Below are 20,514 nucleotides of genomic sequence, written 5' to 3'. Positions count from 1 at the left end.
ACCCGCACCATGCTTGTAGGCGGGACACAGGACTGGAGAGTAGCACATGGCAGCAGTGAGTATTGCGTTCGCAGCGCCGGACAACTGCAAGGGCTCACGCCCTTCGCAGGAGCGCCCGGTCGACCTCGTCCATCTGGCCAACCAGACGATGGGCGACAAGGCGCTTGAGTTGGAAGTCTTGCAGATGTTCGCGCGACAGGCGCGCGCTTGCCTGCATGAAATATCGTCCGGCGATGCGAAGACGATCGCCGCGGCCGCGCATCGGCTGAAGGGGGCTGCCGGCTCGATCGGTGCCTTCCGGGTGCGCGCGGCGGCGGAAGCGCTCGAAGAACACAGCGGTGACGCGGTCAGCATCGCGTCGGTTGGCGTGGCGGTCATTGAGGCCGAGAACTTCATTCTGAAGCTTTGCCGCTGAGACTGCGATCGCCGGCGTGATTGCCAACACCCGTTGTTCCATTCCGGAACAGCGGGTCTTTTTATGGCTGTCCCAGTGGCGCAATCTGGCAAGCGTGTCGCTTCCCAATCTGGAATGAAAGACGTGTCGGCGGTCGTTGTTGACTGCCTCGCCGATTTGTTGGAAGTAAATTCAAACCTCCCTTTGATGATTTACCGGAACTTGCCATGCCCAAACTGACTATTGTCGCCTTCGACGGCACACGCTTCGATCTTGATGTCGATCAGGGTTCGACCGTCATGGAAAATGCCGTCCGCAACTCGGTGCCCGGCATCGAAGCGGAATGTGGCGGCGCCTGCGCTTGCGCTACCTGTCATGTCTACGTCGATGACGAATGGACCGAACGTGTCGGCGCGCCCGAGGCGATGGAAGAAGACATGCTGGACTTCGCCTTCGACGTCCGTCCGACGTCGCGCCTGTCCTGTCAGATCCGCATGAAGGCCGCGCTTGACGGTCTGATCGTGCACGTGCCTGAACGGCAGGCCTGATCCGTCTCCCTCGCAAAAAAATGCCTCGCTGGTCGAAGACGAGCGAGGCGAGGTAGGCGCATTACCTACGGACGAGGGAGGATCATCCGCGGCTTCGCAACGCGCCAGGAGAACCCAGGAACGAAAGTTCCGGCTAACCGACCTGAACTTTCGAATGTTTGAATATTAGCGCGTTGTTGTTGATTTTACTAGGGTGATAAATAACCGGTAAATCACTGGGGCGACGAGGCTTTTGCACAATTTTCGTTGTTCGGCTAAGCTCTCGTGGTCGTTTTTGGGTGACGAATCAGCTAATGTACGCCGCCCGAAGATTTAATCCGATTGTTGAGCAATCGCAGGATGCGATTCTGGAAATTCACGGCCTCGACCTGATCGAATCGGGCCTGAAGGCGATCATGTTCCTCGATTCCCCGAGTCGATGTGACGGTCACCAGTTCCTGCATGGCCTCGCAAGTGCGCTGAGGCGGTAGCGCCAAGATGCGCTTTTCCATCTTTTTTGCCTGCTCCCTGGCGATTTCAGCGTGACGCTCTTCGTGGCGCTTGATGTCGCTCGACAGCGTATCCCAGATCATCGACAGCTGCTTGCTGGCACCGTTGCGGTTGCTCCAGCGGGGCAGGATGATCTGCGTATGGACGGTCACCTTGGCGTGTGAAACGCGGCAGCGACCGCCATCCTGGATGTAGGTCGCTTCGCCTCCGAATCGGATCTTCGTGGCGCCCGGATGACGGGCGGAGGACCCGCTTGCGGTCGGGCCGCGCGTGCTCAACTGCTGATCCAGTTCGTCGGCTGTTTTTCCCTTGATATCGAAATAGGAATAGCTCTTCGTCGCCACGACCGCGGCAACGGCCGGACTGCAGATCGAAGCCGTCAGGCAAAGGGCCGCGAGAAGGAACATGTGGCGCGTCGGGGAAGGCATTCTGCGAATACTCATGTTGAAGTTTGCGGGAGCTTGGGGCATAGCCACGATCAGCGCAATATCGTGTCGCTGTTTTTCGTTTGATAGGATGAACGCCGTTGGCACAGCGTGGAAGCAGTTGGTGGCGCGTCGGGCATGGCCGCGAGATCGAACTTGGTCCGCGCGCCATAATTATGGGGATCGTCAACGTAACGCCGGACTCTTTTTCCGATGGCGGCAGCTACGGTAGCGTCGACGCTGCCATAGCACATGCGCTAAGGGCTGTGGAGGACGGGGCGTCGATCATCGATATCGGCGGCGAATCCACCAAGCCCGACGCTGACGCGGTCAGCCCCGAAGAGGAGCAGACGCGCGTGCTGCCTGTCATCGAGGCACTGCGAGACAGGAGCCAGGTTCTGATTTCCATCGATACCTATCGCGCCGAGACGGCGAGGCTTGCCTTGAGCGCCGGCGCCCATATCGTCAACGACGTCTTTGGCCTGCAGAAAGAGCCGGAGATTGCCGACGTTGCAGCGGCCAACGGCGCGGGGCTTTGCGTCATGCATACCGGTCGTGACCGCGACAAGCTGGACGACGTGATCGCGGACCAGTTTCTGTTTCTTGAACGGTCGCTCGAGATTGCTGCCTTTGCCGGCGTGGAACGCGATCGGATCGTTCTGGATCCCGGTTTCGGTTTTGCCAAGGATACGGCAGAGAATGTCGAGCTCATGGCTCGTTTCACTGAGCTCGAGCGGCTGGGGTTGCCTTTGCTGGCAGGCACCTCGCGCAAGCGGTTCATCGGGGCGTTGACGGGGCGAGAGGCGCCGCAGCGCGATGCCGGCACGGCGGCCACCAGCGTTCTGCTGCGCTTGCAGGGAGCGGCGATCTTTCGCGTGCACGATGTCGCAATCAATAGGGACGCGCTGGCCGTCGCGGATGCTATGCTAGAAGCACGCGACGCGTTTGATCGGAAGGGCACGGCATGAGTACCGGATACACTATCACTTTGCAGAACTGCGCATTCTTCGCGCGCCATGGTGTCCATGACGAAGAGGAATTCCTCGGTCAGCGGTTCTTTGTCGATGCTGAACTCGATGTCATTGCGAGCGACGCGCTGGAAACTGATTCAATCGCCGACACGGTGAACTACGGCATCGCATTCACCGTCATCGAGGAGATTGTCACCGGTCGGCGACGTTACCTGATCGAGGCGTTGGCGCTGGATATCGCCAAGGGCCTTTGCGAGAAATTCCCGCAGATCAAGCGCGCCAAGATCACGGTTCGCAAGCCGAACGCGCCTGTCCCCGGCGTTCTCGATTTCGTTCAGGTGAGTGTCGAACATTTTGCCTGACGCAGCTTTCAAGACAGCGACACTCGGGCTTGGCGGTAATCTCGGCGATCCGGTGAAATCCATGGCTTTGGCGCTGCGAGCGCTCGACGAGCGCGAGGACTGTCGCGTCTCGGCGGTTTCACGCCTCTATCGCACACCGCCCTGGGGGAAGACGGACCAATCCTTCTTCTTCAATTCATGCGCTCGCGTGGAAACCACACTTGCTCCGGAGGCGCTCCTGGATGTCTGTCTGGAGATCGAGCGGGGGATGAAGCGGGAGCGGATCGAGCGATGGGGGCCGCGCACGCTCGATATGGACATACTGACATATGCCGGCGTGAGCCAGGATGCGCCACGGCTGGCATTGCCACATCCGCGGATGACCGATCGCGGCTTCGTGCTGATGCCGCTGGCTGATTTCGCGGCGGACATGATCGTGGATGGCAGGTCAGTGGGCGAATGGCTTGCAAAGGCCGATATAGCGGGGATCGAGGTTGCGGATCAGTCGCCGGATTGGTGGCAGCGTTCCTGAGAACGCAGCCCCGCGCCCATGACGATCAAGGCAGTTATTGAACCGAGCCGACTGTCATTTCATCGACTTGGCGGGTCAGCGTCATGCCGATGACGGGGATCATCTGGCTTTCGACCTTGACGGAAACCGTGACGTTCATCGTCTTGTCGTCGCGGATACGGGCAATCATGGCGCCGTTGAGCTTGGCGCGGTTGAGGCCCATGACGACCGTATCCGGGGTGACCGTGCCTGAGACAACATCGAGGCCCTTGCCGGCCGCACCATCAAGGAACTTGCCCTTGTAGGTATTGCCCGACTGGGAAATTACTGCGCTCATCGGCTGCTTGAAGACGCCGACCCGGCAACTGCCATCGAGCTTCATGCCTGTCTCGCCGCCGGGGGCAGGCTCACCCACGAGGCTGCAGGTGAATTTCGTGCCCTTGTATTTGCCGGCCACAATCTCGCCCGGTCCCTTCCAGGAGCCTCCGACGCTCTCGAAAAACGCCTTGTCGCGAGTAGCCGCCGTCGCTGCCGGAGCCGCGTCCACGACCGGTGAAAGGGCAACTGCGGCGAGGCCGCATAGAAGAAGAAGCTTGCGCGAGTACATGGTTTTTCCCTGGCGAACGGTATCGCTGAATTGTTTTGAGTTTTGCCGAAAATGGTTAATGCTTGGTTTCGGAGGCGCCGAATTGCGCCCAGGCGAGAGCCTCAAACGCCGCGGCGCGCAGCATGGGTTCTCGCGCAAGCCATTGATCAGGCTTGTTTATCCGGAGCCCGTTGGCGATTGGCCGAAAACGACCGTGCTGCATTAAGATTTGGGGTTGTCGCCGCGTTGCGACATCGATGGCGTGAGGTCACCGATGAAATCACCGATTCCCGGACGCTTGAGGGCGCGAAATGCCATAGGGCGGCAGAGATCCATTGCAGCGATTCCGATGCGGGCGGTCATCAGTCCGTTGATGACGCCTTCGCCGAGCCGGGCGGAGAGTTTGGACGCCAGGCCGTGGCCCAGGACCTGCTGGACGAGGCTGTCGCCGACGGCGATCGATCCGGTGACGGCGAGGTGGGCAAGGACGTCGCGCATGAGGCGAATCATGCCGAGGGTACCCGGCCGACCGCCGTACAATTCCGCCATGGCCCGGATGAGGCGGGCGGCCTCGTAAAGGACATAGAGCAGATCGACGATGGCGCGAGGGCTGACGGCCGTAACGATCGACACGCGCTTCGATGCATTGACGATCAAGCCGCGCGCCTGCCGGTCGAGTGGCGCCAGCAATTCGCGCTCGGCCAGCGCCAGGAGATGCGGCGCGTCGATGATGTCACCTTCGGCAGCCTTCAGCGTCGCGCGCCCCTTGGCAGTCTCCGGCTTGCCGGCGAGCAGGCCCTCGAGGCTCTTTACAAGGGCGCGGGCCTTGGCGGGCTTGGTCTCGACAATGGCCGCTTCCGCTTCTGCCTTGATGGTCTGGACGGCGGCAAGCCGCATCATGCCGGCGGTTTCCCGCAGGACGATGGCGATGACGGCCAAGATGCCGATCGCGAGGGCTGCGAGGGCCGTATAGCCGAGCCAGTCCGCACGGGTGAAGAGGTTGCGGATGAGACTGTCGGTCCAGAGCCCGAATGCCAGCGAGAACAGGACGCCGAAGGCACCGAGCGCAATCTTGCCGAACGAGGTGCGGCGCTTGCGGGGCAGCGCGATGGGAACGGCGGGAAGATCCTTGTCAGGATTGATGAAGGGGTCGTCTTCGTCGGCGGTCAGCACGATATGATCGCTGAAGCTTCGCGGTTTCCGCGGCGCCGACATGGTCTCTGTGCGTTGCGGTTCCTTTTCCTCCTCGTAGGCAAATGCCGCGGGGACACGGCCTGCATGTGGCGGCTTCTCCGATGGCGGCTTGATCATACGAGGCGGTCTCCGAACAGGAACTGCATGGCTCGATCGAGCCGGATATGCGGCACCGAAAGCTTGATGCCACCGCCTGTTTCTTCCAGCTGCGGCGGACGAAAGCGGACGACGTTCACATCCGGCAATTGGACATTGGCACTGTCTGATTCAATGCTTTCGAAGAGGCTTTGGGGATCTTCTGGCAGATCTCCCGGAAATATCGCTGTCTTCTTGAGACCGTCGAAGCGCTCGCCGGCGATGGTTTCGCCTTCCATCGGCGTGCCGATAATGACGGGGAGTTCGTGCCCATCGCGCTTGACGGTAGCCTCACGCGTCGCGCGCACGGAGGCGAGCGCCATCACGTCGATACCGGCTCCCGCCATTCCGATGCGCTGAATGGCGCGGTCGACAAGGCGGCGGGTGAGGGCGTCGAGCCGGTGGTGGCTCTCGTGGTGCAGATGGTCGGCCTTCGTGGCTGCCACGAGGACGCGGTCTATGCGCCGGCCAAGCAGGGAGGAAAGGATCGAATTCTTGCCTGGTCGAAAACAGGCGAGCACATCCGTGAGAGCCCGTTCGAGATCCTGAACTGCCTCCGGGCCGCGGTTGATGGCCTGAAGCGCGTCGACGAGCACGATCTGGCGGTCGAGGCGTGCGAAGTGCTCCCGGAAGAAGGGTTTGACGACAACGGACTTATAGGCCTCGTAGCGGCGCTCCATCATGGCCCACAGCGAGCCTTTTTCCGGCTTTCCGTCCAGGGGCAGTTGCAAGGGTGCGAAGGTCAGCGCAGGCGAGCCATCCAGATCTCCTGGTAGCAGGAAGCGTCCGGGCGGAAGGGTCGACAAGGAGCGTTCGTCGGCCTTGCAGGCCTTGAGGTAATCCGCAAAGGCGGTCGCGAGGTTGCGGGCCTGCATTTCGTCGGCGGGGGCGTTGATATCCGTGGTGCTCGTCTGTGCCAGCCAGTTGCCGGATAGTTCCGCGCGGATACCGGTTCGGGCAAGGGCGATCGTCTCTTCGCTGAAGGTGCGATAATCCTTCGTCAATAGAGGCAGGTCGAGCAGCCATTCGCCGGGGTAGTCGACGATGTCGATCGATAGTCGCCCGGGTGAGAAGAAGCGGTTCCAGCCGCTGGCGCTCTGATAATCGAGCGTGATCCGAAGTTCCGATATGGCGCGGGTGGAATCGGGCCAGATACGGTCCTTTACCAGTGCGCGAATATGGTCCTCGTATTGGAAGCGGGGAACGGCGTCATCGGGCTGCTGTTCGAGCCTAGCCCCGGAAATGCGCCCCGATTGCATCGCCTCGAACAGCGGCAGGCGGCCACCGTGCAGCAGATTGTGGACAAGAGATGAAATGAAGACCGTTTTACCGGCACGCGACAGGCCGGTCACCCCCAGGCGCACGGTCGGATTGATGAGGCCGGATGCTCGATCGGACAAGGTATCGAGAGCAATGCGTGCGTCGTCGGTGAAGGATGTCAGACTGGGCGGCAAGGCGGAATTCCGATTGGATCTGCAACGCCATATAGGAAGCCGGGCGTAAAACGCAAAGACGCCGGCAGGGCGATGTCAGTCGATTACGAAGTCGACAAGGCTCCAGCCGTCGTTGACATAATCGAGAACGGCGAGGCCCGCCGTCGGAAAGCCTGTCGGTAGGTCACGCAGGAGCGCGTCGTGGCCGATCAGCGCTTCCAGCGTCTGCTCCATGGTCGGGTTGTGCCCGACAAGCATGACGGAGCTCGCCTCTTCCTGCGCGTCGAGGATTTCGAGGTAGGTGTCGGGGGAGGCGTTGTAGAGCGCATCGACAAAACGAACTTCGACGGTCGCGCCCATCGCGCGGTGCATCGCATCGGTCGTCTCGCGGCAGCGTATGGCGGTCGAACTCAGAATGAGATCCGGGCGGTAGCCCTTGTCGGCGGCCTTGTCGGCAACCAGCTCGGCATCGGCATAGCCCTTGTCATTGAGCGGCCGGTCGAAATCGTTCTGTCCGGATGTGGCCCATGCGGCTTCCGCATGTCGCAGGAGAAATATCCGGATAGGCGGAGGCAGGATTGCGGCCATAGGAGAATCCCCGATCGGTGAGCTTTTTTCAGTAACTGTTGGGCAGGCTCTGCGTCAACCTTACCGCTCAAGGTTAGGGCCAAAGCAGCCGACGATCGTATCGGTAGAATTGACATACAATATGATTTAAGTCGAATAATGATGGAAAAATAGCCTCTTAGCCTAAAATTGTGACAGATTTAAAAATCTGTTTACCTAGCGTATGGGGCTTGAATCTGCCGGGGCGGTCGGGATATACAGCCGCCAGATGAGATGTTCTTCAGGAGAATCGCGTTGAGTGAGAAGATCGATCTTAGCAACTACGTCCCCTCGGAAGAGGAAGAGTTCATGAATGGCAACCAGAGGGCCTATTTCAGGTCCAAATTGGTTGCCTGGAAGAATGATATTCTCAGAGAGGCGCGTGAAACCCTCGATCATTTGGCCGAGGAAAGCGCAAACCATCCCGATCTCGCGGACCGAGCGTCCTCGGAAACGGACCGGGCAATCGAGCTGCGTGCTCGCGATCGACAGAGAAAACTGATCTCGAAGATCGATGCAGCCCTGCAGCGTATAGAAGACGGCACTTACGGATACTGCGAAGAGACGGGAGAGCCGATTGGCCTCAAGCGTCTTGATGCACGACCGATCGCAACACTGTCGATCGAGGCGCAAGAGCGCCACGAGCGTCGCGAGAAGGTCTATAGGGACGAATAAGTCCAGGTAGGTGGTAAAAAATTGAAGGCACTGCGGCGATCGCAGTGCCTTTTTTCGTTGCGGCGCCCGCCGTGAAGAGCGCCTACTTGTCGCGGTTGACGCTCATTTCGCCAAAGATTCTGGCGACCTCGTTCTGCAAAGCCGCATCGGCGCCGGTAATCGGTGCCATTTCGGGATCGCGCCGTGGCATGTTGGTGGCAGGTGCTGCCGGCGCCGGACGGACAGGCGGGGTCGGCGCGCGAACGATTCGCTCTGCAGCGAGGGTGCTCGTCATCTCGTCTTCGAGGATACGCTGGAAGTCGCTCGGCTGGCTTGCAGGTGCAGCGTTTCCGAGATCCGCCACCTGGGCAGGCTGCGTCGGAACCGGCGTGGCTATCTGCGGCTCGATCCGTTGCTGTGGAAGGACACGCTGGCGCGCGGCGTCCAGGATATCGGCTGCCGCGGATGCTTCGATCGGCGCCGGGCTCGGCGGAGCAAAGGTTTGCGTCTGCGGGCGAGGTTCGACCACAGGCGACGGGCGAAGCGCTCGCTCGGTCTCGGTATCGATCGGGATGCGCGGCTGCGGTGCCGGAAATACAACCGGTGCCTCGGCCTGAGCGATCTGCACCGGCTCCGGCACGGGTGCTCTCTGGATCGTCGCCACGTTTGCCGGCATGGCAGGCTGCGCCGCTTCGGCAATCATCACCGGCTGCTCCTTGGCGCGCGAGGGTGACGGCGCTGCAGGAATCGGTGCGGGCTGTGCTGCCGGAGCAGCAGGAACGGGTTCCTGCACGGCGGCGCCTGCCGGCAGGATACGGCTTTCAATAACGATATCGGTCGGCCCGCCGATCATCACCAGATGCTCGACATCGTCGCGACGCACCAGAACGAGGCGCCGGCGTGCATCCACGGCGGCGGCATCCAGCACCTGCAGCCGAGGCTGGCGGTTACGGCCACCCCGGACAAACGGCGACGGCGCGCGATTGCGCATGATCCACAGGATGGCGACGAGAAGCAAAAGAGCGATGGCGACACCGCCGGCCGCAAGGAGGAAACGGCTGCCGTAGGCTCCCATGAGGTCATCGAACATTTCTTTTACTCCTTCGCGGTTTTCACCACATGACGATCTTTATGCTTCGTAGACAAGAGGTGGGCGTCTTGTCCAGCCGGGGGAGGAGCGAGTGGAAGCGGACAAGTTGGCAAGTCCGTCCATTCTAAGCGAAAAACTGGCGCTGTTCCTTGTGAATTCAATCAGTCTTCGCAGTTCCCGGTGTTTTTGGCGGGGCAGCAAATTGCTAAGAAGAAGAGAAGTGTCTGATTCCTGCTTCGCTCTCTGTTACGAGTTGAAGACCGGCGGGCAATGCGAGGAAGTACATGACGAAACCGCGTCAGGCCGAAAAGTTTAGCGAACCGCTCGTGGACCGTGGAGGGCGCGCGGGAACGGCCTTGCGCATTGTCTTGCTGGCCCTGGTCCTGATCGGCGCCGCCGCAGGCTTCGTGGTGTTCAAGAATTCACTCAATAACGAGATGGTTCTCGGCGTCCTTGGCGTGCTTGCCATGGTCGGGATCTTCTTCCTGGTGTCGTCGATCATCGGCTTCATTGAAGTAATGCCGCAGCGCCAATCGGACAGTCTTGCTCGCGCGTTTCTGAATAGTCATCCTGACGGATCGTTGATCACGGACGACAAGGGTCGGATCGTCTACGCCAATGCCGCCTATGGCGAACTGACGGGTGCTCGCAAGCCGACCGAGGTGCAGACGCTGGAAGCCCTGCTGTCGCGTCACCGCGAATCGAACGAAGCGCTCTACCGGCTTTCGAACGGGCTGCGAGAGGGGAAAGAGGGGCGCGAGGAGTTCCGGCTGCTGCGTGCTCTTGGACCGTCTGCAAACGGCTCGGGTGCGCACTGGTATCGTCTCAAGGCCAGGACGCTGAAGGACGAGGAGGGTGGCGGAAAGCCTCTGCAGATCTGGCAGATCAGCGATATCACCTCCGAGCGCGATGACCAGGAGCGCTTCTTCAAGGAGTTGCAGAACGCGATCGATTATCTCGACCATGCGCCGGCAGGTTTCTTTTCCGCGGGGCGGAAGGGCGAAATCTTCTATCTCAACGCGACTTTGGCAGAGTGGCTCGGCCTCGATCTCACGAAGTTCATTCCGGGCTCCGTGACGATCGGCGACCTCGTCGCAGGCGAGGGCTTGGCGCTTATCCAGTCGGTGCAGGCCGATCCGGGCCTCAAGAAGACCGTTACGCTCGATCTCGATTTCAAGAAATCAAATGGTCAGAGCCTTCCGGTACAGATCATCCATAGTGTGACGTCGATGCGAGACGGGGCGCCGGGCGAGAGCCGGACGATCGTCCTGACGCGGCGCGAAAGCGGCGAGAACGAGCAATCGGCCTCCTCGGCGGTCATGCGCTTTACGCGTTTCTTCAACAATACGCCGATGGCGATCGCTTCCGTCGATGGCAATGGGCGGATTCTTCGAACCAACGCGCCTTTCCTGAAACTGTTCTCCGGCATTGTCTCGCGTGACGACGTGGAGAATGGCGCGCTGTTCGAGACCATCGTGCAGGACGTCGATAAGGCGCGGTTGCAACAGGCGCTGGCTGCCGCCAAGGACCGTCAGGGCGACATTGCGCCGATCGACTCCAAAACGCCGACCGACGACGGTCGACATTTCCGTTTCTACGTCAACGCGGTCATCGACCAGAGCGACGAGGCGCCGGAAGAAGCCGCCATCGTCTATGCCGTCGAGGTGACGGAACAGAAGGCGCTCGAGGCGCAGATGGCCCAGACGCAGAAGATGAACGCGGTGGGAACGCTGGCCGGCGGCATCGCGCACGACTTCAACAACGTCCTGACCGCGATACTGCTGTCCTCCGATCACCTGCTCCTGCAGGCGCGACCGGCCGACCCTGGATTTGCGGATCTCATGGAGATCAAGCGCAACGCCAATCGCGCAGCCGTGCTTGTTCGCCAGTTGCTTGCCTTCTCCCGCAAGCAGACTATGCGGCCGACGGTACTGAACCTCACCGATGTGGTCGGCGATCTCCGTATGCTCGTGGACCGGCTTCTCTCGGGCACGAACGTCAAGCTCAATGTCGAATACGGTCGCGATCTCTGGCCGGTAAAGACCGACCTGTCGCAATTCGAGCAGGTGCTGATCAACCTTTGCGTCAACGCTCGCGATGCCATGCCGCAAGGCGGCAATCTCACGCTTCGCACAAGGAACGTTACCGCTGCCGAAGTCGCGGCGTTTAACTATTCCTACATGCCGCATGACGACATGGTCCTCATTGAGGTCAGCGATAACGGAACCGGTATCGCGCCCGAAATCATGGACAAGATCTTCGAACCCTTCTTCACAACCAAGGAAGTGGGCAAGGGAACAGGTCTCGGTCTTGCTATGGTCTACGGCATCGTCAAGCAGTCGGGCGGCTATATCCAGCCGGAGTCCGAGGTCGGCAAGGGAACGACGTTCCGTGTCTTCCTACCGCGCCATATCGTCGAGCCAGCCATTGCCGCCGAGGCCGATGCCGTCACGCCCGATGCGACCGCACCGGCCCTGCAGGCGCCTGCTGCAGCGGAACAGCCGGAGGATCTCACGGGATCGGCCGTCATTCTGCTGGTCGAGGATGAGGAAGCGGTTCGTCGCGGCGGCAAGCGCATGCTGGAGACCCGCGGCTATACCGTTCACGAGGCTGGCTCTGGTGTCGAGGCGCTCGACATCATGGAGGAACTGGACGGCAAGGTCGATATCGTGGTGTCGGACGTGGTGATGCCTGAGATGGACGGCCCGTCGCTGTTGCGCGAACTGCGCAAGAAATACCCGGATCTGAAGTTCATCTTCGTCTCAGGCTATGCCGAGGACGCCTTCGCCCGCAACCTGCCGCCGGATTCGAAGTTCGGTTTCCTGCCGAAGCCGTTCTCGCTGAAGCAGCTTGCTGTCGTCGTCAAGGAGACGCTCGACAGCTGATGGATCTCTAGAGTTTTAGCCATTTCCGGAACCGGGCGTCAGCGATTGTCTGTTATGAAAATCGCAACCTGGGGGTGATTATGCGCTGGAAACTCTTTGCCGTTCTTATGGCTGCTTGGTATATCTGGACGGTTTTCGCTGATTTCGGTGGAGTGCCGCGATCACAATTCCGGATGGTCGGTGATGCGTGTCTCGGTCTCTTTGCCACGATAGGCGTTCTTCTATACGCCTTCGAGCTGCAATTGTTCAGTGGGCAATTCTGGTCGTGGTTTTCACGGTTATACTTGGCATGGGTTTGTGTGTGGCTGGCGTTCTATGTCGTGCGCGTGACCGTCTTCTTCCACGCAAATATGGACGCTCCCTCCGTGGGGAGGGCGATCTTGCTGACATCTTGCTTGGTCGCGCTCTTAGCCAGAGTCTACTCCCTGCAGTGGGTGGCTCTTACGCGCCATGCGAGGGGAGAAAAGCTTGGGTGACAGTTCGCGCTTCACCCGACTTTGGGAGGCGCCGAAACGCCTCCCGACACTCATATCAGCCGCCAAGAGCGACTGCGATTTCGGCCGCGAGGCGAGCGTTGTTCTCGACCAGCGCGATATTGGTCTTCAGGCTCTGACCGTCGGTGAGATCGAAGATCGTGCTGAGAAGGTATGGTGTGACTGATTTGCCGCTGACTTCGTCACGTTCGGCACTGTCGAGCGCGCGCTGGATATAGATTTCCATTTCTTCGCGCGGGATCTCGTCGGCTTCCGGGACCGGATTGGCGATCAGCATGCCGCCGTCGATGCCGAGCTGCTCGCGAACCGTCTGGAAGTTGGCGATGGCAGCGGGGCTGTTCAGGGTGAGGGGGCTCGGCAGGCCGGAGGAGCGCGACCAGAAGGCGGGAAATTCGTCGCTTTCATAGGTCACGACAGGAACGCCTGCCGTTTCAAGCACCTCGAGGGTCTTCGGGATATCGAGGATCGCCTTTGCGCCGGCGCAAACGACGATGACGCCGGTGCGGCCTAGTTCCTCGAGGTCCGCGGAAATGTCGAAGCTTTCCTCTGCACCGCGATGCACGCCGCCGATGCCGCCGGTTGCGAAAACCTTGATGCCGGCACGCGCGGCCGCAATCATTGTCGCTGCAACCGTTGTTGCACCATGACGGCGCTCGGCGATGGCGAAGGCGAGGTCGGCGCGGGACACCTTGAGCACATCCTTTGCCTGTGCGAGCTGTTCGAGCTCTTCGGCTTCAAGACCGATATGAAGGGTGCCGTGGATGACCGCGATCGTCGCCGGGACGGCGCCCTGTTCGCGGATGATCGCTTCGACGCTACGCGCCATCTCGATATTGCCCGGATAAGGCATTCCGTGCGTGATGATCGTGGATTCGAGTGCCACGATCGGTGCGCCACGCTGCTTGGCGCTTGCGACTTCCTGGGAATAGGAGATTGGCAGCAGGGGGGAGATCGGTTTCGTCATCGTCTTTTCCATTTCATCGGTAGGGGCTTCAATGCAGAATTCTTGCCTGCGGAACAAGGGCAAGTGTTTCCTGCAGCCTTTCGGGGGATAGGTTTTCGTTCACTGCATGCGGTGATCTTACGGTCATGGCTGCTGCCGCGGCACCTTCTCTCACGGCGTCGGCGAGCGGCAGGCCGCGCATCAGGGCGGATATGACGCCGGCTGCCAGCGAATCTCCTGCACCTGTCACGTCGGCCACATCTTCGACGTTTGCTGGCTGCAGCGCGACGACGCGTCCGCCCGCGAATGCGATAAGGTCGCGTTGGCCGCGTGTAACGACGCCACCCTTGAGACCTATGTCGCCAAGCAGTGACGGCCAGTGAGAAGGGTCATTCGGCCGTTCGCCGGTCAGCGCGATTGCCTCCGCTTCGTTGAGGAAGAGATAGTCTATACCGCTCATGCAAGGCTTCAGCTTCACCGCCTTCGCAGGCGAGATGGCGATCGCGGCGACCGGCTTTCCGAGCGAATTGGCGCGGGAGACGATGGCCGACAGCGTTTCTTCCGGAAGGTTGGCGTCAAAGAGGATGAAGTCGGTTCCCGCAAACGCGTCGCGCACGGCGCGAATAGAAAGCCGCCGGGGCACGAACATGCGGTAGAGATCCATGTCGGCGAGGGCGATAACGAGATTGCCGTCGCGTTCCATAATGGCGGTGTAGCTCGGAGTCTTGCGGTCCAGGAAGACGAAGGGGCGGTCGTTGATGCCGGCGAAATCGGCGGCTTCTCCCACCATCTCGCCTGTCGGATCGCCGCCACGCGGGGAAATCATCGTAACGTCGAACCCCAGCCGCGCGAGATTGCGGGCCGCATTGAAGCCGCCGCCGCCGGGCTCCTCGAACCACGAACCGGGATTGCTTGCGCCTGGCGCCGTATCGCCGGAGATGCGTCCGCGCCGGTCGATATGAGCGCCACCGAGGATGAGAATCTTATTGCGCATTTTTCTGTCCAGCATGAGCAAAAGAGACGAATCGTCCGGCCGGCATCAGAGGGCCAGCGATCGTTGCCGGACCGATAAGCCTTTGCTTTCCATCGATAAAACAAACATAGAACACAGGGCGTTTTACCTTTTTCTTTCAAATATTTGAGCTGCGCTTGCGCGATGAGAACAAATAGAGTACATAATCGACATCGGCGGCGACATTGCTTGAGCGGCTTCAATAACCTAAAGGTGGATCGAATGTCACAGAATTCATTGCGGCTCGTAGAGGACAAATCGGTGGACAAAAGCAAGGCACTTGAAGCGGCACTCTCACAGATCGAGCGGTCGTTCGGCAAGGGCTCAATCATGAAGCTGGGCTCGAACGAGAGCGTGGTCGAGATCGAGACGGTATCGACCGGCTCTCTCGGCCTCGATATCGCGCTCGGCATTGGCGGTCTGCCGAAGGGCCGCATTATCGAAATTTATGGGCCGGAAAGCTCGGGTAAGACGACGCTGGCGCTGCAGACCATTGCGGAAGCGCAGAAGAAGGGCGGCATCTGCGCCTTCGTCGACGCCGAGCACGCGCTCGATCCGGTTTACGCTCGCAAGCTTGGGGTCGATCTGCACAACCTGCTGATCTCCCAACCGGATACTGGCGAGCAGGCACTCGAAATCACCGATACGCTGGTGCGCTCCGGCGCGGTCGACGTGCTGGTAGTGGATTCTGTTGCGGCTCTGACGCCGCGCGCCGAAATCGAAGGCGAAATGGGCGACAGCCTGCCGGGCCTCCAGGCTCGACTGATGAGCCAGGCGCTGCGCAAGCTGACCGCGTCGATCTCGAAGTCGAAGACCATGGTGATCTTCATCAACCAGATCCGCATGAAGATCGGCGTCATGTTCGGTTCGCCGGAAACGACGACCGGCGGCAACGCGCTGAAGTTCTACGCTTCCGTGCGCCTCGACATTCGCCGTATCGGCCAGGTCAAGGAGCGCGAAGAGGTGATCGGCAACCAGACGCGCGTCAAGGTCGTCAAGAACAAGATGGCGCCTCCCTTCAAGCAGGTCGAATTCGACATCATGTATGGCGAAGGTGTCTCCAAGACCGGCGAGTTGGTCGATCTGGGCGTCAAGGCCGGCATCGTGGAGAAGTCGGGCGCGTGGTTCTCCTACAGCAGCCAGCGCCTCGGCCAGGGTCGCGAGAACGCCAAGATCTTCCTGCGTGACAATCCCGAAGTGATGCGTGAAATCGAGACGTCGATCCGTCAGAATGCCGGCCTGATCGCCGATCAGCTTCAAAATGGCGGCCCCGACGCCAATGACAGCGATGATGACTCGTAAGTCTTCCGCAGCTTAATCGTTTAAAACCGGCCGCATTCCTTGATCAGAATGCGGCCGGTTTTGTTTGTCTGCTGGACAGTGGTTAACGCGAGCGATAAAAGCCACTGAATTTAAGATTTGACCTGCTTCCAGGCAGCATTGAAGGGCATAGCATGAGCGGCGTGAATGATATCCGGTCGACCTTCCTCGACTACTTCAAGAAGAACGGCCACGAAATCGTTCCATCGAGCCCGTTGGTGCCGCGTAACGACCCGACGCTGATGTTCACCAACGCCGGCATGGTGCAGTTCAAGAACGTTTTCACTGGTCTTGAGCAGCGCCCTTACAAGACTGCATCGACAGCGCAGAAGTGCGTGCGTGCCGGTGGCAAGCATAACGACCTCGACAATGTCGGCTATACCGCGCGCCACCACACTTTCTTCGAAATGCTCGGAAACTTCTCCTTCGGCGATTACTTCAAGGAACAGGCGATCGAACATGCCTGGACCCTGATCACCAAGGAGTTCGGGCTCGACGCCAAGCGCCTGCTCGTCACCGTCTACCACACCGACGATGAGGCCTTTAATCTCTGGAAGAAGATTGCCGGTCTTTCCGACAACAAGATCATCCGCATTCCGACCAGCGATAACTTCTGGGCGATGGGCGATACCGGCCCTTGCGGTCCGTGCTCGGAAATCTTCTACGACCATGGCGATCACATCTGGGGCGGTCCTCCCGGCTCGCCGGAAGAGGACGGCGACCGCTTCATCGAGATCTGGAACCTCGTCTTCATGCAGTACGAGCAGCTGACGAAGGAAGAGCGCGTCGACCTGCCGCGCCCGTCGATCGACACCGGCATGGGCCTCGAGCGCGTGGCGGCCGTTCTGCAGGGCAAGCACGACAACTATGATATCGACCTGTTCCGCGCTCTGATTGCCGCTTCGGAAGAAGCGACTGGCGTGAAGGCCGAGGGTGAGCAGCGCGCAAGCCATCGCGTCATCGCCGATCACTTGCGCTCGTCGGCCTTCCTGATCGCCGACGGCGTTCTGCCGTCAGCCGAAGGCCGTGGCTACGTGCTGCGCCGTATCATGCGCCGCGCCATGCGCCATGCCGAACTGCTCGGCGCCCGCGAGCCGCTGATGTGGAAGCTTTTGCCGGCGTTGATCCAGCAGATGGGCCGCGCCTATCCGGAGCTGGTGCGCGCCGAAGCACTCATCACCGAAACGCTGAAGCTTGAGGAAACCAAGTTCCGCACGACGTTGAAGCGCGGCCTGTCGCTGCTCTCCGACGCCACGACGACGCTCGGCAAGGGCGACATGCTCGACGGCGAGACCGCGTTCAAGCTCTATGACACATACGGCTTCCCGCTCGACCTGACGCAGGACGCGCTGCGTGCCCGCGAAATCAACGTCGATCTCGCCGGCTTCACCGACGCCATGGAGCGCCAGAAGGCCGAAGCCCGTTCGCACTGGGCCGGCTCCGGCGACAAGGCCACGGAAACTATCTGGTTTGAGCTACGCGACAAGCACGGGGCCACCGAATTCCTCGGCTATGACACCGAGACGGCCGAAGGCGTGGTGCAGGCGATCGTCAAGGACGGCGTTGCCGTTGGCGAAGCCGCCAAGGGCGACAAGGTGCAGATCGTCGTCAACCAGACGCCGTTCTATGGAGAGTCCGGCGGCCAGATGGGCGACGCTGGCGTCATTTCGTCCGATAATGCGAAGATCGAGATCACCGATACGCAGAAACGCGGCGAAGGCCTGTTCGTTCACACGGGCACTGTCGTTGAAGGCACGCTGAAGGCTGGTGATGCCGTTGCGCTGACCGTCGATCACGCGCGCCGTTCGCATATCCGCGCCAACCATTCGGCGACCCACCTGCTGCATGAGGCGCTGCGCGAGGTACTCGGCACCCACGTTGCCCAGAAGGGCTCGCTGGTTACGCCGGATCGCCTGCGCTTCGACGTTTCGCATCCAAAGCCGATGACGGCGGAAGAGCTGAAGGTGGTCGAGGACATGGCGAACGAGATCATTCTGCAGAATTCGCCGGTCACGACCCGCCTGATGAGCGTCGACGACGCCCGCGCCGAGGGCGCGATGGCGCTGTTCGGCGAAAAATACGGTGATGAGGTTCGCGTGGTGTCCATGGGCCAGGGGCTGCATGGGGCGAAAACAGGCAAGCCTTACTCGATCGAACTCTGCGGCGGCACGCACGTGTCGGCCACCGGCGACATCGGTCTCGTGCGCATTCTCGGCGACAGCGCCGTGAGCTCCGGCGTTCGCCGTCTCGAAGCGGTGACCGGTGAAGCGGCGCGTGCCTATCTCGCCGAACAGGACGAGCGCGTGAAGTCGCTTGCGGCTTCGCTCAAGGTGCAGCCGGGCGAGGTTCTGTCGCGCGTCGAGGCGCTGATGGACGAGCGCCGCAAGCTCGAGAAGGAACTGGCTGATGCCAAGCGGAAGCTTGCGATGGGCGGCGGGCAGGGTGGCTCAGCGGATGCCGTTCGTGATGTCGCCGGTGTGAAGTTCCTTGGCAAGGCGATCTCGGGTGTCGATCCGAAGGATCTCAAGGGCCTCGCTGATGATGGCAAGGCAAGCCTCGGCTCCGGCATCGTGGCTTTGATCGGCGTTGGCGAAGATGGCAAGGCGAGCGCTGTGGTGGCCGTCACGCCTGATCTGACCGGCCGGTTCAGCGCCGTGGATCTCGTGCGCGTTGCTTCGGCTGCCCTTGGTGGCAAGGGTGGCGGCGGGCGTCCCGACATGGCGCAGGCTGGCGGCCCGGATGGCTCGAAGGCCGACGACGCGATCGAAGCCGTGGCACTTGCCTTGGCGAGCTAAGCTGCTGTCGAAGAAGCGTTTTGAGGGGCGGGGGCTGGTCTCCCGCCACTGAATTAAAGGTGGATGTGCTAGAATTTTGGGGCGCGAAGCCTCGGCGACTTTGACCCATCGAGGACTTGGTCGCCAGCAGCCGGAACGCTGTAGCGCTGCAAGTGGGCTAGCTTCTATGGTTCCCCAGCTGGGGATTATAGAGAAGCCAGGCGGCTCACGTGCCGCCTGGGATAAAAATCGAAACAGGCGCTATTCCACCGTAAACGTTCCGGCCCCCTTGGAGTATTTCTTGCCTCCAAGCGAATTGATCGTTGCGCATTTTTCCTTGTCGAACTTCTCGCAAATCTTGTTGCCCTTGATGCTCCAAGTGCCCTTGTAGGTGGCCTTGTCGCCGTCGACAGTCGCTTCAATGGTTCCGTCTGGCTTGTAGGTTGTGACGCCGGATTGTGTCTTTGACTTCCAGTGGATTGGGTGGCCTACCAACTCGCTTTTCAGCTGCTCCCCCGTCAAGGTCGCGGCATACGCACCAGATGCGAAGGCTAGTATAATGAGGCCAGAAACCGTGATCGCTTTCATCGTTCACTCCCTCCATCTTAAGCCGCATCTGCCGTCTATCTATACTCCGTGACGGTCGCTCTCACTAGCGATCCAAGGCCCGTCGATCATCTCCCAAAGGCGTAGTGCGGCCTTGTCTGGCGTTCTAGAACCAGATGGGCTCGTGCAGATCACTTCAGACCGCTAGACCAATCCCGCCTTTTTCTTTTCGGGCCTGGCCGAGGTCCGCAGGATTTGTCAAATCGAGGTATGGTTGTCTGTAGCCGATCGATTTGCACGGGGTTCCAACATGAATGGCGAAACGGCATGGGCACTTTATGAAAACCGCCTGCGGCGGGTTTCTGCCTATATCCATGATCATCTCGATGAAGAGCTCGACATGGAAAAGCTTGCCGAGATCGCCTGCATGTCGAGCTATCATTGGCACAGGATCTATCGCGCGATCTATGGCGAGACGCTGGCGGCCACCGTCAAGCGGCTGCGTCTGCATCGCGCGGCGGGCGATATCGTCGGCACGGATCTTCGCGTCAGTGAGATTGCAAAGCGATCCGGCTATCCCAACCTCCAATCCTTCAATCGGATCTTCAAGTCGGTCTACGGCATGCCGCCGGCCCGTTACCGGAAGGAGGGAAGCCACGCAGCTTTCGCACCCTCACCTAACGGAAGGATACAAGCCATGTTCGACATCACCTTACGTAAGATTGCGCCGATCACTCTCGTCGGCGTGGCTCATACCGGTTCCTATATGCAGATCGGCAGATCGTTCGAGACGCTGTTCGGCACGCTCTATGCGCGCGGGCTGGCACAGCCCGAGATGCGCATGATCGGCGTCTATCTCGATGATCCCGATATCGTGCCAGCGGACGAGCTGCGCTCGATCGCCTGTGTGACTGCCGATGATATCGCTGTATCCGAGCCGCCTTTGCAGCAGACGTCGGTGGAAGGCGGAGAATATGCGGTGCTCCGGCACAAGGGACCCTATGCGGACATGCACAAGGCCTACCAGTGGCTCTATGCCGAATGGCTTCCAAAATCCGGCCGGCAACTGCGCGATAGCGTGATGTTCGAGGAGTATCTCAACAATCCGCGCGAGGTGCCGCCGACCGAACTCCTGACGGAGATCTATATGCCGCTTGCCTGAG

At 60.4% G+C, this 20,514-nt stretch carries 19 protein-coding genes; 10 read left to right on the top strand and 9 right to left on the bottom strand.

What is annotated here, in order from left to right:
• Window positions 1–46 precede the first annotated feature (46 nt).
• On the top strand, window positions 47–415 hold the full coding sequence (locus QTL94_RS14715) for an Hpt domain-containing protein (RefSeq protein ID WP_065693918.1): 369 nt from the start codon (window positions 47–49) through the stop codon (window positions 413–415).
• A 206-nt stretch (window positions 416–621) separates the two neighbouring features.
• Window positions 622–942 carry a 2Fe-2S iron-sulfur cluster-binding protein gene (locus tag QTL94_RS14710; protein WP_289802378.1) on the top strand — a complete coding sequence of 107 codons (321 nt, stop codon included), beginning with the start codon at window positions 622–624 and terminating at the stop codon, window positions 940–942.
• A gap of 290 nt (window positions 943–1,232) precedes the next feature.
• Here QTL94_RS14710 and QTL94_RS14705 read toward each other — a convergent pair whose 3' ends face one another.
• Entirely contained in the window at window positions 1,233–1,859 is a 627-nt protein-coding gene (locus tag QTL94_RS14705) for a DUF922 domain-containing Zn-dependent protease (RefSeq protein WP_065693916.1), read from the bottom strand.
• Window positions 1,860–1,957: 98 nt separating this feature from the next.
• On the opposite strand from QTL94_RS14705, the gene folP reads away from it, so the two are divergent.
• The 3 genes from folP to folK are packed head-to-tail and all read left to right on the top strand — an operon-like array spanning window position 1,958 to window position 3,700.
• Window positions 1,958–2,824, top strand: coding sequence for a dihydropteroate synthase (gene folP, locus QTL94_RS14700; RefSeq protein WP_502944138.1), 867 nt, complete (start codon window positions 1,958–1,960; stop codon window positions 2,822–2,824).
• Entirely contained in the window at window positions 2,821–3,189 is a 369-nt protein-coding gene (gene folB / locus QTL94_RS14695; RefSeq protein ID WP_065693914.1) for a dihydroneopterin aldolase, read from the top strand. The genes folP and folB overlap by 4 nt, the downstream gene beginning before the upstream one ends.
• Window positions 3,182–3,700 (top strand): 2-amino-4-hydroxy-6-hydroxymethyldihydropteridine diphosphokinase, encoded by a 519-nt coding sequence (gene folK / locus QTL94_RS14690; protein WP_289802377.1) that lies wholly within the window; start codon window positions 3,182–3,184, stop codon window positions 3,698–3,700. The genes folB and folK overlap by 8 nt, the downstream gene beginning before the upstream one ends.
• A 34-nt stretch (window positions 3,701–3,734) precedes the next feature.
• Here the strand turns inward: folK and QTL94_RS14685 are convergent, their stop codons facing one another.
• The 4 genes from QTL94_RS14685 to QTL94_RS14670 all read right to left on the bottom strand — a co-directional run bounded on the left by QTL94_RS14685 (window position 3,735) and on the right by QTL94_RS14670 (window position 7,615).
• The gene (locus tag QTL94_RS14685) at window positions 3,735–4,286 is read right to left on the bottom strand and encodes a hypothetical protein (protein ID WP_289802376.1); all 552 of its coding nucleotides are present in this window, start codon (window positions 4,284–4,286) and stop codon (window positions 3,735–3,737) included.
• A gap of 201 nt (window positions 4,287–4,487) precedes the next feature.
• Window positions 4,488–5,576, bottom strand: coding sequence for a YcjF family protein (locus QTL94_RS14680; protein ID WP_289802375.1), 1,089 nt, complete (start codon window positions 5,574–5,576; stop codon window positions 4,488–4,490).
• Window positions 5,573–7,048 carry a YcjX family GTP-binding protein gene (locus QTL94_RS14675; protein WP_289802374.1) on the bottom strand — a complete coding sequence of 492 codons (1,476 nt, stop codon included), beginning with the start codon at window positions 7,046–7,048 and terminating at the stop codon, window positions 5,573–5,575. Before QTL94_RS14675 ends, QTL94_RS14680 begins: the two co-directional genes overlap by 4 nt.
• Before the next feature lie 75 nt (window positions 7,049–7,123).
• Window positions 7,124–7,615 (bottom strand): SixA phosphatase family protein, encoded by a 492-nt coding sequence (locus QTL94_RS14670; protein WP_113521076.1) that lies wholly within the window; start codon window positions 7,613–7,615, stop codon window positions 7,124–7,126.
• A gap of 273 nt (window positions 7,616–7,888) precedes the next feature.
• Here QTL94_RS14670 and dksA point away from each other — a divergent pair, with 273 nt between their 5' ends.
• Window positions 7,889–8,308 carry an RNA polymerase-binding protein DksA gene (gene dksA, locus QTL94_RS14665; protein WP_065693908.1) on the top strand — a complete coding sequence of 140 codons (420 nt, stop codon included), beginning with the start codon at window positions 7,889–7,891 and terminating at the stop codon, window positions 8,306–8,308.
• 82 nt (window positions 8,309–8,390) lie between these two features.
• Here dksA and QTL94_RS14660 read toward each other — a convergent pair whose 3' ends face one another.
• The gene (locus QTL94_RS14660; RefSeq protein ID WP_289802373.1) at window positions 8,391–9,377 is read right to left on the bottom strand and encodes a flagellar biosynthetic protein FliO; all 987 of its coding nucleotides are present in this window, start codon (window positions 9,375–9,377) and stop codon (window positions 8,391–8,393) included.
• A 284-nt stretch (window positions 9,378–9,661) separates the two neighbouring features.
• Between QTL94_RS14660 and cckA the strand changes: the two genes are divergently transcribed.
• On the top strand, window positions 9,662–12,262 hold the full coding sequence (gene cckA, locus QTL94_RS14655) for a cell cycle histidine kinase CckA (RefSeq protein ID WP_289802372.1): 2,601 nt from the start codon (window positions 9,662–9,664) through the stop codon (window positions 12,260–12,262).
• Between the two features lie 531 nt (window positions 12,263–12,793).
• On the opposite strand, the gene QTL94_RS14650 is transcribed toward cckA, so the two are convergent.
• On the bottom strand, window positions 12,794–13,720 hold the full coding sequence (locus QTL94_RS14650) for a pseudouridine-5'-phosphate glycosidase (RefSeq protein ID WP_289802371.1): 927 nt from the start codon (window positions 13,718–13,720) through the stop codon (window positions 12,794–12,796).
• A gap of 28 nt (window positions 13,721–13,748) precedes the next feature.
• Window positions 13,749–14,693, bottom strand: coding sequence for a carbohydrate kinase family protein (locus tag QTL94_RS14645; RefSeq protein ID WP_289802370.1), 945 nt, complete (start codon window positions 14,691–14,693; stop codon window positions 13,749–13,751).
• A 240-nt stretch (window positions 14,694–14,933) separates the two neighbouring features.
• Between QTL94_RS14645 and recA the strand changes: the two genes are divergently transcribed.
• Both recA and alaS read left to right on the top strand, forming a co-directional pair.
• Entirely contained in the window at window positions 14,934–16,013 is a 1,080-nt protein-coding gene (recA, locus tag QTL94_RS14640) for a recombinase RecA (RefSeq protein ID WP_289802369.1), read from the top strand.
• Between the two features lie 152 nt (window positions 16,014–16,165).
• Entirely contained in the window at window positions 16,166–18,826 is a 2,661-nt protein-coding gene (alaS, locus tag QTL94_RS14635) for an alanine--tRNA ligase (protein WP_289802368.1), read from the top strand.
• Window positions 18,827–19,066: 240 nt separating this feature from the next.
• Here the strand turns inward: alaS and QTL94_RS14630 are convergent, their stop codons facing one another.
• Complete coding sequence (locus QTL94_RS14630; RefSeq protein WP_289802367.1) at window positions 19,067–19,393, bottom strand: hypothetical protein; 327 nt, start codon at window positions 19,391–19,393, stop codon at window positions 19,067–19,069.
• 268 nt (window positions 19,394–19,661) lie between these two features.
• On the opposite strand from QTL94_RS14630, the gene QTL94_RS14625 reads away from it, so the two are divergent.
• Window positions 19,662–20,513: an AraC family transcriptional regulator gene (locus QTL94_RS14625; RefSeq protein WP_289802366.1), complete on the top strand. Its 852-nt coding sequence runs from the start codon at window positions 19,662–19,664 to the stop codon at window positions 20,511–20,513.
• Window position 20,514 lies beyond the last annotated feature (1 nt).

The organism is Rhizobium sp. S96, assembly GCF_030382195.1.
GTDB lineage: Bacteria > Pseudomonadota > Alphaproteobacteria > Rhizobiales > Rhizobiaceae > Rhizobium.
This window is presented reverse-complemented; position numbering and strand designations above follow the sequence as displayed.